This is a genomic window from Corynebacterium ciconiae DSM 44920, from assembly GCF_030440575.1.
Lineage (GTDB): Bacteria > Actinomycetota > Actinomycetes > Mycobacteriales > Mycobacteriaceae > Corynebacterium > Corynebacterium ciconiae.
The window spans coordinates 2,406,779-2,422,584 of record NZ_CP047189.1 but is presented as its reverse complement, the minus strand read 5'-3'; the positions used below and the strand labels follow the sequence as shown (position 1 = coordinate 2,422,584).

Sequence of the window (15,806 nt, the reverse complement as noted above, 5' to 3'; positions counted from 1 at the left end):
AGTCTAGTCCGCGCACCGGCGGTATCGGCGCAGCTAGCTGTCCGTGGCGGCGTCGCGGGCAGCGTGACGGGCAGCGTTGGAGGCGCCAGCCGCATCGGTGTCTGCGGTGCCAGCCGCTTCCGCACAGCCCAGCTGCTGCTCCAACCAGGAATAGACGATGGCCTGCTTCCACGCGATCTGATCATTATCCGCTGCTCCGGCGTGGCCGCCCTCAGAGTTTTCCACATAGTCCACCGGCTGGCCGGCGGCGGCGAGCGCAGCAGCAAACCAGCGGGCGTGCGCGGGATGCACTCGATCATCGCGGGTGGAGGTGGTAACCAGCGCCGGGGGATAGGCCGTCTCATCGTTCGGCACGACTCGCTGCAGCGGCGAGTAACTTTCGATCACGGCGCGCTCCTCGGGGATATCAGGGTGGCCGTATTCCGCCACCCAGGAGGCTCCTGCCAGCAGGGTGTGATAGCGCAGCATGTCGATCAAGGGCACCTCGCTCACCACGGCGCCCACGAGCTCGGGATAGCTGGTGAGGGCTACTGCGGTGAGGAGCCCGCCATTGGATCCGCCGCGCACTGCCAGCTGCTCGCGGGTGGTCAGGCCGCGATCCACGAGGTCGCGGAGCACGGCCTGGTGATCCTCGAAGACCTTACGGCGCTGCAGCTTCGTGGCTTGGGAGTGCCACTGCGGCCCGAACTCGCTGCCGCCGCGGAGGTTCGCTTGCACAAATAGATGCCCCTTGGCCAGCCAAGCGATGCCGGTGACTGCCGAATAGGAAGGCACCAGTGCCACCTCGAAACCGCCATAAGCGTGGACCATGCAGGGCTTGGGACTGGGGTCTGCTTCCTCGTCGAGGCGGCCGGTAACAAAGTAGGGGATGCGGGTGCCATCGGCCGAGGTGGCCCAGTATTGCCGGGTGCTCATCTCGGAAGTGTCGAACTGCTCGGGGGCGCGTTTGACCACGGTGGAGAAGGTGTCGGGGTAGCGGGCGTCGGCCCGCAGCAGCGAATCAGGAGTGGTGAAGCTGGAGGAGTACAGCCACACCTCCTCGCCGATGTCCGGATCCTCTGACATCGGGGAGGTGGCCACCACGCTCGTGCTGGCCAGCTCCGGAATCTTTAACCGCACACAGTCCTCGGGCGCGTCGAGCCGCACGCGGTAGAGAGTGGTGCTGACATTGTCCAATACCTGAATCAGCCCATAGCTGCGGGTAAAGTGCACTGTTTCCAGCGACTGGTGCTCGGTGGGGCTAAAGATCACCTGCACGTGGGCGGCTGCGGGATCCTGCATATAGCTGTCGAAATCAGCCACTCCCACTCCGCCGGCAGGTACGCCGTGAAACTCGGTGCGCGGCAGCAGGAAGATCTGGGAGCGGTGCACGATGATCTCGCAATCGATGGGCACGTCGATGCGTACCGGCGTCGACTCGCGCAGCAGGTAATTCTCCGCGGTGAACATATCCAACCGGCGCTCGATGAGCACGCGTTCGAAACCAGGGGTGCGATCCGCCCAGCCGCCAGAGGCGATATCGCTGCGCTCGCCACTAAAGAGCAGCTCGGCCTCACGCGGATCGGTGCCGCGGTGCCAGCGATACACCCGCGCCGGATAGCCGGACTCGGTGAGCGAACCCTCGCCCACATTGGTTCCCAGGATCACGGTGTCTAGGCTCTCCCACGACACATCAGACTTATCCTCTGGCAACTCGAAGGGGCGGTCCTCAACGAAGCTGGCGGTGGTGATATCGAACTCGCGGATCACGGTGGCGTCCCCGCCGCCGCGCGATAGCCGCACGAGGGCTCGGTCGCATTCCGGTTCCCGCACATGGGCACCCTTCCACACCCAGCTGTGCCCATCCTCGGCGGCGAGGGCATCCACATCGAGCAGAATCTCCCACTCCGGTGCCTCACTGAGATAGGACTCATAGCTGGTGCGCCGCCACAGCCCGCGCGGATGATCGCTATCGCGCCAAAAGTTGTAGAGGTACTCCCCGCGCCGAGTCACATACGGCACGCGGGCATCGGTATCGAGAGCGGCGCGCAGCTTGCGTTGTAGTGCGCTGCGGCCGCCCGCTCGGCTGTCGATCTGCTCGATAGTGGAGGTGGTCCATTCCTGCGCCCACGCGAGGGCCGTAGGGGACTCAATGATGGCGAGCTCGCTCGCCGACGGCGTAGAAGCTGGTGCAGTGATGCTCATAATTCCGCCGATTATACGTAATCCACCCCACACCCCACCAGTGTTAGTGCAGCTCACCCAGGTCGTGCTCGCTGGTGGCAGGCAATAAAGTTCTTCCCCACGCCACGCCTCACGCTTATCGACGCCATCTCCCTGCACACACCACCGCCGCCACAGCGGGGCTGCAGCGGCGGTGGGAGAGACTGGCGGCTAGAAATCGATGGGTGGGTGGAGCTTCTTCATGGTCCATGTTCTGTCGCGCCGGGCACCGAGGGCGGTGCCCACCAGGAAGAGCGCGAGGAAGACGAAGAGCGCAATCACGGCCTGCAACATACGGCCATCGAAATCTCCGTAGAGCGTCTGGCGGAAGCCGTTGACGGTGTAGGTCATGGGCAGGAAGGGGTGGATCCAACTCCAGAAATCCGGTTCCGTCTCCACGGGGTAGAGACCACCCGAGCCCAAAAGCTGCACCATCAGGAGCGCCATACTGGCCACGCGGCCAGGGCCTGAGCCAAGTAAGACAATCAGCACCTGGTTCATCGCGGCGAAGACAAGCGCGGTGAGCATCATGAACACGGTTAGCCCAAAGAAGGTGGCCGGGTCCAGCGGCACGGCCAGCACAGTAGCGCTGGAGACCACGATCGCTTGGATCATGGCGATCAATCCGGCCGGGGCGAGGCCGTCGATGGCGGCCCGCATCGGAGAGATGCCGGCTGCCACGGCGCGGGCCTGCAGCGGGCGCAGCAGCAGGAAGCTCACGAGGCTACCGATATACAGCGATAGCGAGAAGAAGAAGGGGGCAAGGCCAGCGCCGAAGGTGTTATCGCCGCCAGAGTTGGATTGGTTGATCTCCACCGGACCACCAATGGTCTCTGCCATGGTCTTGCGGTGATCCGGCGACCACTCGGGTGCCTCCTCGGCCGCCTGGCCGAGCTTGGTGGCTAGCTCGGTGCTGCCCTCGGAAAGCTTGCTGGAGCCATCCTTGGCCTTGCTGAGCGCGCCATCGAGTTTGTGGCCGCCCTCGAGCAGCTGCGTGGCACCATCGTTGAGCTGGTTGGCGCCATCATCCAGCTGGGTGACACCATTGCCCAGCTCACCAATGCCCTCATTGAGGCGGTGAGCGCCGTCGTTGAGGCGATGGGCGCCGTCGTTGAGCTGGTTCACGCCGCCGACGAGTTCGCCGAGCTTGCCGGGGAGGTTTCCATTATCAATGTCCGCGGCGATGCCGTTGATGCGGTCAAGATCCTGCTTCAGCGGCGAGTGCGGGCCCACGCCCTCGGTGTCTACCCGGTGGGCGATGTGATCCACCTGGCCCGCGGCGTGCTGCGCCAACGGGTCGGGGATCATGCGGATGGCGTTGGCGATATCGCGCAGATCATTAGCCACGTTGCCCTGGACCTGGGAGGCCTCCGAGGCGGTGGCGTGGTAGTGGTGGACCTCTCCGGTGAGGCTCTGCAGCTTAGCGATGGCTTGATCGAGGCCGCTGCTGAGGCGGTCGGTGCCATCGACCAGCTGCTCGGTGCCGTTGGCTAGATCCCCAGAGCCGGTCTGCAGCTGGGACACACCATCGCGGAGCCGCCCGGTGCCGTCCACCAGCTGGGTGGTGCCTTCCTTATTGCGCTCGAGACCATTAACAAGGTCGCCGGCGCCCTTTTGGATCTCGCCCAAGCCGGAGTCGAGGGTGGTGGCGCCTTCATCCAATTGGGCTGCGCCGTCGGCGGCCCGCTGAATGCCCTCGCCGGCGTTGACCACTCCCACCAGCAGCTTGTCCACGGCCTGGGCGCCGATCTTGTCGGAGACCACGCCCAGTACTTGGCGCATAGCGTTTTGGCCGATGAGCGAGGAGAGCCAGCCGTTGGCGTCATTGTAGTGGGCCACAATGCGGGCCTTCTCCGGGTTTTCGGAGGTCGGCGATGCCACCGCTTGAGAGAAGTTCTCCGGCAGAGTCACCGCAAAATAGTATTCGCCGGTTTTCACGCCCTCGAGGGCGTCTTGCTCCGTGACGGTGATCCAGTCCAAGGACTGATCTTCAAGGAGGCCCTGCTCAATCTGTTCACCGGCGTTGAGCTGCTGCCCATCCACCTCGGCGCCCTTGTCCTCGTTAACGAGGGCCACGGGCATGCGGTCGAGGCGGCCGAAGGGATCCCAGAAGCTCCAGAGATACAGGGTGGAGTAGAGCAGGGGAAGCAGACAGATGGCCACGATGGCGATCTTGCCCAGCTTGGCGCGTCCGAAGCGGCGAAGTTCGCTGCCGATATGCAGTGTGGCAAGCATTTACTGCTCCTCCTTCGTAGTGGTGGAGTGGGTGGCTGTGGTGGGCTCGGGGTCGATCTTGGCGTGGCGTGGCTGTGACTCATTGCCACGGCGCATCGTGGTCCAGCGCACGAGGAGATCCTCGAGGTGTTTCTCTGTCACCCCAGCGCGTTCGGGGGCGACGTGACCGCGGTCCGTGAAGAGCTCAATCACCTTCGAGCCCGGCAGCATCTCCGAGCTCGGCGGGTTCACCGAGTTCACGAGCACCGTCATCTCCTCAGAGAGGCGGTTGAGCACGCTGAGCAAAATGGCTCGGTCGCTCAGCTCACGCACCTGCTCGAGATCGTCCAGGATCAACAGGCGGATCCTTTCCTGATGAGCGGGGTGCAGCGCCATACCGATGCGGATGAGGATGCGGTCCAGCGCCGGAATTTGGCTCACGTATTGGTTGAGATCCGGAAGCGAGCGGGTGCCGTAGACCTTCGCCAGAATCTCGTCGCGATAGTCCTCGTTGGCCTTGGAAACCCACCCGAACCAGCCGTAGCACCAAGCACGGTGATCGGTGAGCACATCGCGCACCTTGACGTCGCGGTCGAGGGCATCGATGGCGTCCACCCCGGCGATGGCCACGGTGTCGCGAATGTCCTTGAGCTTGTCGTAGCCGAAGACGGTAAGGGTGCCATCGGTGGGCTTCATCCGTCCCGCCAGGGTGAGGGCCAAGGCGGTGCGGCCGGAGCCGCCACGTCCGGAGAGGAACACAAGGGTCTTATCTGGCACGCGCAGATCGATCGGGCCGAACACCGGCCCTTCCTCGCCGACAACGGAAAGCCCATCGGCGACGAGCACATAGTCTCCCGAGTCGGTGGCTGCGCTTTGCTCCTCGCTGGGGGTGCTGAATTCCGAGGACTGCTGCTTAGCTGCTGAGTCTGCGGCAAAGGCAGTGTCCTCAGCGGCAGATTCTTCAGCAGCGCCCGTAGGTGCAGCACTGAATTCGCGGGTGGCCTCTGTGGCCTCCTCGCTTCGGTTCGTGGTGTCCCTGTCTGACATGCTCTCTCCTCAGCACTGTTATCCCCGACTGGCCATGTCGCCATCGTCCCCGCGTCCGGCACTGGGGTGGGTGAGAAATCATTCACGGCGAGGCTCGACATTCTCTGGCGGTGGCACTCAGGCGCATGGCCTCGGCTGCAGTGCCCTCGGAGGAGGATCTGCCTCGTCGTGGTGGTTATCTTCAATTCTGCCTGTACACACTAGGTATGTACAGGGTTGCGACGGTGCGAGCCGTCACGATGTGCCGCATGGGGTCTTCCAGGCCCCGCCGAGATCGGATGGGCACTCCATTCGTCTCGGTGCGTCCATGGCGGGTGTTCGCACCGCAGCATCCATAATGTTGAACGCAACGGGTGTAGCTCTAGTTCCTTAACGAGTCTTTGATTCTAGCCATAAAGCGGTATCTACCTGCAACGCGGGTGATCTGTGGGCAGAAGCGGCGTATCGACGCCACCCACACGCATCTGTGTGAGTGAGTGGGAATAGGGGGTAGGAGGCGGTGTCGAGCTGGGAGTCAGTGGGGTGTAGGTGAACCAATCACTCAATGCGGTTCAGTGCTGCTAGCTTGAGCCGTTCCGAAAGGGGGTGTTCCACTTAGCGGGGTAGGGGCGGGTGGCGATGGGGGCGAGTAACCCTTGCGTAGGTTGGGCTGTCTCGCACATTCCTAGCGCTGGCGCAAAGCGGAAAAGGGTGCGGGAAGAACTTACGTGAGCGCACATAATATTCCTGGGCTGTGGCAGTTCAACCGTGGGGGAACAACCCCTCTACGCAGGGCAAAAGTGCAGCTACAATGCGTTTTTGGGGCGCGTCGGGCGCCCTGCAAGCTGAGCCGCTTATTGGGTGAAAGAAATGAGGTCGGCAGATGGCTGATGCCTACGTTAAGCGCCGTGGCCCGCGGCGCCGCACCATTGTCCTCACCGTGGCGGGCGTGCTGTTAGCGGGAGTGACTGCCGCGGCCGTGGCACTCTGGCCCGCGCCCGAGGTGTCCGAAATCAGCGGCGAGGAAGTGCTGAATTACCACGATGATTCGGTACGCTCCCAGGCCCTAGCGCAGTTAGCGGGAATGAATCTACAAGCGGTGCGCGCCGCAGGCGAGAAGGTAGTGAATAAAGATGCCCCCAGCCTGCAGCAGGCGGTGGCTGCTGGGGAGTTGAGCTATGAGGAGATCACCGCGGTGTATCTCGAGCGCATCGCCCATATTGACCAAGCAGAAGGCGGCATTAATTCCGTCACCGCGATCAATCCTCATGCCATGGACGCAGCTCGTGCCGCGGATCACGACCGAGCACAAGCGACGTACACCGGCCAGATTATCCCGCCGCTATTCGGGCTGAGTGTGCTGCTGAAAGACAATATTTCCACCGCCGATATGCCCACCTCTGCCGGCACGCTGGCGCTCAGCGAGTTTCAGCCCGCACACAATGCCCCGCTGGTGGATGCGCTCAACGGTGCAGGGGCGATCATCCTGGGTAAGGCCGCGATGTCTGAGCTGGCGGGATTTCTTTCAGCCTCGGCGCCCGCTGGTTATTCCGGCAAACACGGGCAAACCCACAATCCCTTCGGGCCGCGAACCTTCTCCCCCTTGGGCTCGAGCACCGGCAGTGCGGTGTCGGTGGCGGCCAGCATGGCCACGGTGAGCGTGGGTACCGAAACCTCTGGCTCCATCGTGGCCCCTGCGGCGGCGAACTCTGTGGTGGGGTTTACCCCCAGTCATGGCGCGATCGATGCAGACGGGGTGATCCCTCTGGCTGCGGCGTTGGACACGGTGGGAACCATGGGGCGAACGGTCGCCGATGCCGTGGCGGTGCACAATGCTGCGGTAGGCGTCGATAAGCAACTGCCCACTGAGCTTGATGCTCAGGCGCTCCTCGGGCGGCGGATAGGTATTGTGGCCCGCGGTGATGAGGAGCTGGAAGCACCGGCCAAGGATGCCCTGCGCCACGCCGGCGCGGAGGTGGTGGATATCGAGCTAGACAGCGCCGGTATTGATGTGGCCGGAGTGGTAGAGAGCAATTTCGCGGCCGACTATGCGGACTATGCCCAGCGCTACGATGCGCCGGTGACAAGCTTGCGAGAATTGGTGCGCTTTAATAATGCGGACCCGCAGCGACGAGCGCGCTATGGCCAAGGGTTCCTCGAGGATGCCGCCGAGCGATCCCCGCAGCCAGAAGCTACTGCGGCAACGATTGATCAGGCCACGGAGTTGTTGCGCACCACTCTGCAGGAGCATCAGCTCGACGCGCTGGTGGTATATGACAACGGCCTGGCGGAACTGGCCGGTGCCGCTGGGGCCCCGCAGATCACCGTGCCCTACGGGGCGGAAGACAGCGGCCGCCCGCACGGGCTGAGCTTTATTGTCAGCCCTGGTGCTGATGCGGAAGCGGTGAGCTTTGCCCACGCCTTCGAGGCCGCAGGCGGCGCCCGCCTAGAACCGCGCGCCTATCTGCGAGACCTCGCCGGCGGGGCGGGCAGTTAATAGCGGATGGCCATGCGGCCGTCGACTCCGCCGTGGCGTAGCTTCTCGAACACGTCGTTGACATCCTCCAGCGCGCATTCGGCGACAGTGGGGTGGATGTGGCCTCGGGCGTAGAAGTCCAAAGCCTCAGCGAGATCCTGCCGGGTGCCCACCAAAGAGCCGCGGATGGTGAGTCCCTTGAACACGATGTCGAAGATCGGGGCGGGGAAGTCTCCCGGCGGCAGGCCGTTGAACACAATGGTTCCGCCCTTACGTGCCATGTGGATCGCTTGGCCGAACGCCGCCTCGTGAACCGCGGTCACCAGCACGCCGTGGGAGCCGCCACCGGTGTAGTCCGCCACCGCTTCGCCGGGGTCAACGTCGCGGGCGTTCACGGTGAACTCTGCGCCGTGCTTCTTGGCGAGGGCCAGCTTGTCCTCAGCGATGTCGACGGCGATCACGCGCATACCCATGGCTACCGCGTATTGCACGGCAATGTGGCCCAAGCCGCCCACGCCAGAGATCACCACAAACTGCCCTGGGCGGGTCTCCGTTTCCTTGAGCCCCTTGTACACCGTCACTCCGGCGCAAAGGATCGGGGCGACCTCGAGCAGATCTGCGCCCTCGGGAATGCGGGCGCAGTAGCGGGTATCCACCAGCATGTACTGGCCAAAGGAGCCGTCGACGGTGTAGCCGCCATACTCGGCGTTCGGGCAGTACGTTTCCCTGCCCGTGCGGCAGTATTCGCAGGTGCCGCAGGCCGACCAGAGCCACACATTGCCCACCATGGATCCCACCTCGATGTCGGCATGGTCGCCCTCGCCGAGGGCCACCACCTCTCCCACTCCCTCATGGCCTGGAACGAAGGGAAGGCCGGGCTTTACCGGCCAGTCTCCTTCGGCGGCGTGAAGATCAGTGTGGCAAATGCCGGAAGTGTGCAGTTTGACGAGGGCTTGGTTGCGGCCGGGGCTGGGAAGGTCGATATCGCTGATTGTGAGGTTTGGGCCAAACTCTGTGGCTACAGCGGCAGTGAAGGTATCGGTCATCGTGAAGCACTCCTTAGAGAAAGCATCGGGCTCGCGCTGCCGAGGTGCCTAGGTGCTGGTGCCGGCAGATTCGAGCGGGTGTGTGCTCTCTACCGAACCACTGCCACGTGTGTGTGCGCCACCACTTTTAAAAAGCTACCGCAGTCTCTCAGGAACGCTTGATAATGCCAATGTTCAATAAGGTGTCTTTGCTGAACATGGCCCCCTCGGTGAAGGCTGTGAAGCGAATGATTTGCTTGCTTTCTCAGGTTGTTCACCCCCGTTATCTGCCCCCGCTGTGCTGGAGATGTGCTTCGAAAGTGCCGAGAGGAAGCTGTGCGGTTCGGGCGGTCAACGCTCATGGGGAGGGCCTGCGGAGCCGTGGTCTAGTGGGTACTTCATGCTCTAAGGAGTGACACTCTCGGGGGTGGGGGCAGAAGTGTGGGCACGCTGCTCTGTTGCATTAACCTTAGGCTCACCTATTGCCCTTCGGCGCCGGGCTGTTGTCGTGCCGCATCGTTGTTTGCTGTGTGTAGAGCGCTGCCGTGCCCTTCGTCTTCAGCTTCGGTCTGTGCGGCGCGCCCTTGATCCCATGTGCAACTGCCATTCGTCTAGAAACAGTGATGTGCCTTGCCTTGCTCAGTGAAGGTCGGGGGAGGTGTATGTGTGCGGATACGTGCGGTGTTGCTTCAGATTTTCTATAGCGGTTATGGTTAGCCTACGGTTAATACACAATTATGTAGGGTCTATGAAAGGGACAGCGTGGCAGAACAGCACAGCTCCTTGAGTCGTCGTCATTTCCTCACCTCTGTAGGGCTCGGTGTGGCCGGGCTCGGCGCAGGGTCACTACTCGTGGCCTGCTCGGATGATTCTGGGGTGGGCTCGTCTGCTGCAGGGAACGCCGATTCTGGTAGTACCGACGATGGAAAGACCCGCACCTTCACTGATGACGCCGGCCGGGAGGTCACCATTCCGGCGCATCCGCAGCGTTTGGTCTCCACTAAGGGCATAACCTCCCTGGTGGCGCTCGGTATCACCCCGGTGGGTATCGCCAATATGGAGATTGACCTGTATCCCTATCCGGATGTGCTGGAGCAGCTACGCAAGGATGATGTCACCGATCTCAACGAACGTGAGCTCAACATCGAAAAAGTCATGTCCCTACAGCCGGATGTGATCGTGGCAGCCACGCCGCGCGATGATGACAATCGCGAGACTCTTGCCGCAATTGCGCCCACCCTTGTGATTGACTCTGGCGATGAGCGCAAGCACCGCTGGGATGACACATTGCGCTTCTTTGCCCGGGTGATGGACAAAGAGGATAAAGCCGAGGAGCTTCTGGATGCCTACCACGAGCGGGTCGAGGCGTTCCGCAAGAAGCATGGAGAGTATCTCAAGGACAAGACGGTCTCGGTTCTGCGTATCCGCAATGACAATCTGATCATCTACACGAAGAGTTCTTTCGCCGGTGGGGTGTTGGAGGATGTGGGCATTCGGCGCCCACACAACCAAGATCTTGACCTTGCGGCCACCAAGGCGGCCACTAACGGCGAATCCATCGAGGCGTTCCCGCTGTCCCCAGAACGTTTGAAAGAGGCAGACGCCGACATCATGTTTGTCGTGGTGCAGGTGCACGAGAACCCCTCGGAGCATGACGACAAAGACAAAGCCACCTTGGCGCATGTGGAGCAGGTGAAGAACCACCCCTTGTGGAGCCAGCTAGAAGCAGTGAAGAACAACCAAACCTTCTTTGTTAACGCGGTGTGGAATGGTGAGTCCGTGATGGAAGCGAACTCCATGCTGGACGATCTTGACACCCACATTGGTGCGCTCGACACGTAGCGGTAACTGTTGTGACACTCACTCAGAGCTCTCATCTTAGGCAGTCGCCACCCACTCATCCCGCCGGGCGAAAGGCCAGAAGGCGGCGTCGGGGTGCAGTGCTGGCGGTGCTGCTGTGTACCGCGGTGGTGGCTGTGGCCAGCGTGAGTGTGGGATCGGTGGCCATCGCCCCGTCCCAGATTCTTGCGGCCTTCGCCCACCACGATCCCCAGAATTACAACCACACAGTGGTCACGGACATGCGCATCCCACGCACACTCATTGCGTTGCTCGTGGGCGCCACTCTCGGGGTGGCTGGGGCGGTCATGCAGGCAGTGACACGCAACCCCTTGGCCGACCCTTTTGTGTTGGGGGTGTCTTCCGGGGCGGGCTGCGGAATCACCGCCGCGGTGTTTTTCTTCGGGGCTGAAAGCCCGCAGCAATTTACCCTCATGGCGATTCTTGGTGCGCTCGGCTCGGGGCTGCTTGTCATCCTCATCGGACAGGGCACGCGTGGGAACTCCTCGCCGGTGCGCCTCGTGCTTGCGGGCATGATTGGCGGAACCGTGATGAGCACGTGGACATCGATCATGGTTTTTAGTGATGAGCGCACCCGCGAAACGGTGCGCTACATCATGGTTGGTGGTGTCGGCGGGCGCCGCATTCAGGATTTTCCGCTGGCGATCGCGCTGTGCGTGGTGGGCATCGTGGCGTGCTGTGTCTTGGCGCGCAGCGTGGGGATGCTGGCGATGGGTGAGGATGTGGCTTCTGCTGCAGGGGTGCACACTGCTCGTACCCGATTGATTGCTTCCTTCGTGGTGGTGATGATGGCCGGTGCGAGTGTCGCGATCTGCGGGCCCATTGGTTTTGTCGGATTTGCTGTTCCCCACATCGTTCGCCCCCTCGTGCAGGGCTCGGTGGAATGGGGAATTGTGCTCTCGGCTGGTGTGGGGGCTTGCCTGCTTGTCGCTGCCGATATCGTGGGTCGTTTCGTGCTCCATCCCGCTGAGCTAGAGGCCAGCATCGTCATGGGTGCACTGGGTGCCCCCTTCTTCATTCTGATCGCTCGTCAATCATCGAAGGTGGCGTCGTGACAGCTCCTTCTTCTCGTGGCTTTGTCTCTTCTAGCGGCTCCTGGCGCTCGTGGCGGGGACCATGGTGGAGCATGCGCATCCATGTGCCCACTCTGCTCATTCTGGCCGGCGCAGTGGTGCTGGGTCTTGGGCTGGCTCTTCTGGCAATGACCATGGGGGATATGCCGGTCGCACTCAATGATGTGATCACCGCGCTATGGTCGCGCGCGGATCCGCATACAGAGTTTGTGGTGTTTCATCTCCGCTTGCCGCGCTTACTTCTCGGTTTCCTGGTGGGCATGGCCCTGGCTATCTCGGGGGCGCTGTTTCAAGGTGTCACCCGTAATGATTTGGTTGCCCCAGACATCATCGGAGTCACCTCGGGTGCGGGCGCGGCGGGGTTTGTGTGGATCCTGATCACACGAAATGTCGCAGGGCTTCCCTATGTGGTGTTTCTTGGGGCGGTGGGCACGACCGCGGTGGTGTATCTCTTGGCCAAGCGGCAACAGCTCGATCCCAATCGTTTGGTTCTCGTAGGAATCGGTGTGCAGACCTTCCTCACGGCCATTGAGGCGTACTTGGTTCGGCGTTTTCCTATCAAGGATGTGATCTGGGCCGATAACCTCCTCATCGGCTCGCTCTCTCGTGCGCGCTGGTCCGATGTCACCCTCATCGCTGTGGGGTTGGCGCTCGCGGTGCCAGTGGTGCTGTGGCATAGCCGGTCGATGCGCATCATCGCTCTAGGCGAAGACTGCGCTGCGACCAGCGGCGTGAATGTGGGGCGGGTGCGCCTCGTGCTTATCGCCTTGGGCTGCTGGCTGGCTGCCCTAGCGGTCAGTGTTGCAGGGCTGATCGGCTTTGTGGCACTCGTCGTGCCGCATATCGTGCGGCTCATGGTGGGGCAGGTGACTGGACTCTCGGTTCTTCTCACTGGGGTGTGCGGCGGGGTGCTCACCATGCTTGCCGACGTCATCGGGGCCAATATTTTCCCCGTTGCCGTCCCCGTGAGCGTGATTATTGCCGCTATCGGGGCGCCCTACTTCCTCATCGTATTCACTCTGTTTCAAAGGAAGCGTGCATGAATCCCTCCTCATCCACTCCCACCCAGCCGACGGAGTCAAGCATTCGAGCCGAGGACCTCACAGTGCGCTATACCCGCCGCGGCGAGGCTGTGATTGAGGGGCTGAATCTCACCATTGGTCCGGGCGTCACGGCACTCATCGGGCCGAATGGTTGCGGAAAATCCACACTGTTGCGCACGCTATCGCGGCTTATCCGCCCGAGCGGGGGCGCGGTGTGGGTTGATGGTCATCAGCTTGCGCGCCTGTCGAAGAAAAGCGCCGCGCGCTTAGTGGCGGTGCTTGGCCAGCATGGGGCCACGAGTAGCGGAATGACCGTTCGGGACGTGGTATCCAAAGGGCGGTACCCCTATCAGGGCCTCTTTCAGCCGCAGACACATACGGACATGCGCGCCGTGGATGAGGCGCTCGAACACTGTGGGATCACCCAGTTTGCCGATCATGCTGTGGATGCTCTGTCGGGCGGGCAGAAGCAGCGCGCATGGATAGCCATGACCCTCGCGCAGACCACCCCGATTGTGTTTCTCGATGAGCCCACCAGCTACCTCGATATCGGCGCGGAACAGCGGGTACTCGAGCTCATATCGGCGATAGCAGCGCGCGGTATCCGAGTGATCGTCGTGCTTCACGACGTCAACTCTGCAGCACAGGTCGCCGACACGGTCGTGGTGATGCGCCGCGGTCAGATCATCGCCTCGGGCCCATGCCAAGAGGTACTCACGAGCGAGCTTCATCGCAGTGTCTTCGGCCTCGAGTGCCACTTTCTTCACGCTCGGAATCGGACGGCACTTATGCCACACCTCGGAGCTGGTGTTGCCGCCCCGCGCGAGGCCGCGCCACCGGCGGCTCTGAGCGCTCGCGAGATACGCACGGGGTATGGGGATACCACGGTCTCCGATGGGCTTTCGATGGAGATTCCCCAAGGCATGATCACCGGAGTGATCGGCCCTAATGGCTGTGGAAAGTCCACACTGGTGCGCACTCTCACGGGCATCGTGGCCCCACAGGCGGGCACTGTTGAGTGTGCGACGACGGCTGGAGTGAGCACCGTGCATGCCCTGAGTGCCCAGCAACGAGGACGCCACATTGCTGTACTGGCGCAGCATGCCACGGCCCTGGAAGGGTTTTCTGTGGAGGATGTGGTGAGTGCGGGGCGGCATCCACACCGCCGCCGGCTGCATTCTTGGAGTAGCGAGGATGAACAGGCCGTGGAGGAGGCACTCGCTTTGGCGGATATTGTGCCGCTTCGACATCGGCCGCTGGGGCATCTCTCGGGAGGTCAACAGCAACGCGTGTGGCTCGCCCGTGCTTTGGCTCAAGACACTCCGGTGCTCGTTCTCGACGAACCAACAACCTATCTTGATCGAACGCATCAAGTAGCTCTCATGGAGGCTGTGGCCGAGCGTAATGCCACGACCGGCGTGACCGTGCTGATGGTGCTGCACGATATCAACCTCGCTGCCCGGTATTGCCACCACATGATCGCCATGAACGATGGGCAGATCGTGGCGAAGGGACGCCCCTCGGAGGTGCTCACTGCGGAACGTATCGCTGAGCTCTACGGGGCGGAGGTGGATATTCACCACGTCGATGATTCTCCGGTAGTGGTGCCGGTGTCCTCGAGAGCGGAAGAGCGTACGACTATAAGCGAGCTGCGGGCCTAGGGCTACCCACCAGTGCCCGAGGCTGCTGTGTAGGTGCGGCCATAATCAACTCTGTGAAAATCCCAAATAGTAAACATGTTTTCCCGTATGGTGGGAGCATGCATGGTGAGAACATGACTCTAGATTCACGTGATAGGGATGCACAGGCGGTGGCCGCGGAGGAGCGCTCTGCCGCTATTGCCGTGTGGGCGTTTCCTGCGTTCATTCTGGCGGGGGCAGTATTATCCTTCCTTTTTCCCGAGCCAGTGCAGCCGATCGCCGCATATATCACCCCCGCGCTGACCTTCATCATGTTCTGCATGGGTCTCACCCTGACCATCCCCGATGTGAAAGAGGTGGCGCGACGTCCCTGGCCCATCGGGATTGGCGTGGTGGCGCAATTTGTGATCATGCCGCTGGTCGCCGTGGCTGTGGCGCGGGTGTTAGGGCTCAACCCGGCGCTCGCAGTGGGGTTGCTGATGCTCGGATCGGTGCCGGGAGGCACCGCGTCGAACGTTGTGGCCTATCTGGCAAAGGGGGATGTGGCCCTCTCTGTGGCGATGACCTCAGTTTCCACCCTGCTCTCCCCACTGGTTACGCCGATTATCATGCTTACCTTGGCAAACGCTGATACTCCCGTGGATGGATCTGGGATTGCGTGGATGCTCGCGCAGACCGTTCTTCTTCCCGTTATCGGCGGGCTGCTCATTCGGGTCTTCTTCAATAAGTGGGTCGACCGCGTCCTGCCGGTACTGCCGTGGCTGTCGATCCTCGGCATCGGGGTGGTGGTGTTTCCGTCCGTGGCCAAAGCCTCTGAGAAGCTGGTGGACGTTGGCCTCATTGTGTTTGTGGCGGTCGTGCTGCACAACGCGCTGGGCTACATTCTTGGCTATCTTTCGGCGCGGGTGATGAATATGCCGCAGGCTGCATGCCGAACCACCGCGATCGAGGTTGCCACGCAGTCCGCGGGGCTCGCGTCAGGGATGTCAGCTAAGTTCTTCTCCCCGGAGGCGGCAATTCCAGGAGCTATCGCGGCAGTGTGGCACAACGTCGCTGGCGCACTATTCGCCTTTGCCGTGCGCAAGTTCTCGCAGCCTAGTCGCTAGCGCCTGCTAGCGGATGTAGCCACTGGTCGCGGGGCGCGTATCGACTATCCAAGGGGCACGCCGTCCGCGGGGAGGCGTCGATAAGCAGTGCACATTCCTAGCCACCCCGTAGTTGGTGGGTGCGCAGACGAGAGCATTACG

Annotated in this window: 10 protein-coding genes; 6 read left to right on the top strand and 4 right to left on the bottom strand. The window is 62.2% G+C overall.

What is annotated here, in order from left to right:
* Window positions 1–33: 33 nt before the first annotated feature.
* The 3 genes from CCICO_RS10605 to CCICO_RS10595 all read right to left on the bottom strand — a co-directional run bounded on the left by CCICO_RS10605 (window position 34) and on the right by CCICO_RS10595 (window position 5,463).
* The gene (locus CCICO_RS10605) at window positions 34–2,184 is read right to left on the bottom strand and encodes a prolyl oligopeptidase family serine peptidase (RefSeq protein ID WP_018019543.1); all 2,151 of its coding nucleotides are present in this window, start codon (window positions 2,182–2,184) and stop codon (window positions 34–36) included.
* 189 nt (window positions 2,185–2,373) lie between these two features.
* Entirely contained in the window at window positions 2,374–4,437 is a 2,064-nt protein-coding gene (locus CCICO_RS10600; RefSeq protein WP_018019542.1) for a YhgE/Pip domain-containing protein, read from the bottom strand.
* The gene (locus tag CCICO_RS10595; protein WP_018019541.1) at window positions 4,438–5,463 is read right to left on the bottom strand and encodes a P-loop NTPase family protein; all 1,026 of its coding nucleotides are present in this window, start codon (window positions 5,461–5,463) and stop codon (window positions 4,438–4,440) included.
* An 862-nt stretch (window positions 5,464–6,325) separates the two neighbouring features.
* Here CCICO_RS10595 and CCICO_RS10590 point away from each other — a divergent pair.
* Window positions 6,326–7,939, top strand: coding sequence for an amidase family protein (locus CCICO_RS10590; RefSeq protein ID WP_018019540.1), 1,614 nt, complete (start codon window positions 6,326–6,328; stop codon window positions 7,937–7,939).
* Here the strand turns inward: CCICO_RS10590 and CCICO_RS10585 are convergent.
* Window positions 7,936–8,964: a zinc-dependent alcohol dehydrogenase gene (locus tag CCICO_RS10585; protein ID WP_018019539.1), complete on the bottom strand. Its 1,029-nt coding sequence runs from the start codon at window positions 8,962–8,964 to the stop codon at window positions 7,936–7,938. The genes CCICO_RS10590 and CCICO_RS10585 overlap by 4 nt on opposite strands.
* A gap of 741 nt (window positions 8,965–9,705) precedes the next feature.
* Between CCICO_RS10585 and CCICO_RS10580 the strand changes: the two genes are divergently transcribed.
* The 5 genes from CCICO_RS10580 to CCICO_RS10560 all read left to right on the top strand — a co-directional run bounded on the left by CCICO_RS10580 (window position 9,706) and on the right by CCICO_RS10560 (window position 15,665).
* Window positions 9,706–10,785, top strand: a complete 1,080-nt coding sequence (locus CCICO_RS10580; RefSeq protein WP_018019538.1) for an ABC transporter substrate-binding protein — start codon at window positions 9,706–9,708, stop codon at window positions 10,783–10,785.
* 107 nt (window positions 10,786–10,892) lie between these two features.
* Window positions 10,893–11,858 (top strand): FecCD family ABC transporter permease, encoded by a 966-nt coding sequence (locus CCICO_RS10575; protein WP_167540147.1) that lies wholly within the window; start codon window positions 10,893–10,895, stop codon window positions 11,856–11,858.
* 71 nt (window positions 11,859–11,929) lie between these two features.
* Window positions 11,930–12,919: a FecCD family ABC transporter permease gene (locus tag CCICO_RS10570; protein WP_018019536.1), complete on the top strand. Its 990-nt coding sequence runs from the start codon at window positions 11,930–11,932 to the stop codon at window positions 12,917–12,919.
* The gene (locus tag CCICO_RS10565; protein WP_018019535.1) at window positions 12,916–14,580 is read left to right on the top strand and encodes an ABC transporter ATP-binding protein; all 1,665 of its coding nucleotides are present in this window, start codon (window positions 12,916–12,918) and stop codon (window positions 14,578–14,580) included. Before CCICO_RS10570 ends, CCICO_RS10565 begins: the two co-directional genes overlap by 4 nt.
* 113 nt (window positions 14,581–14,693) lie before the next feature.
* Window positions 14,694–15,665, top strand: coding sequence for a bile acid:sodium symporter family protein (locus CCICO_RS10560; protein ID WP_051067251.1), 972 nt, complete (start codon window positions 14,694–14,696; stop codon window positions 15,663–15,665).
* Window positions 15,666–15,806: the final 141 nt, after the last annotated feature.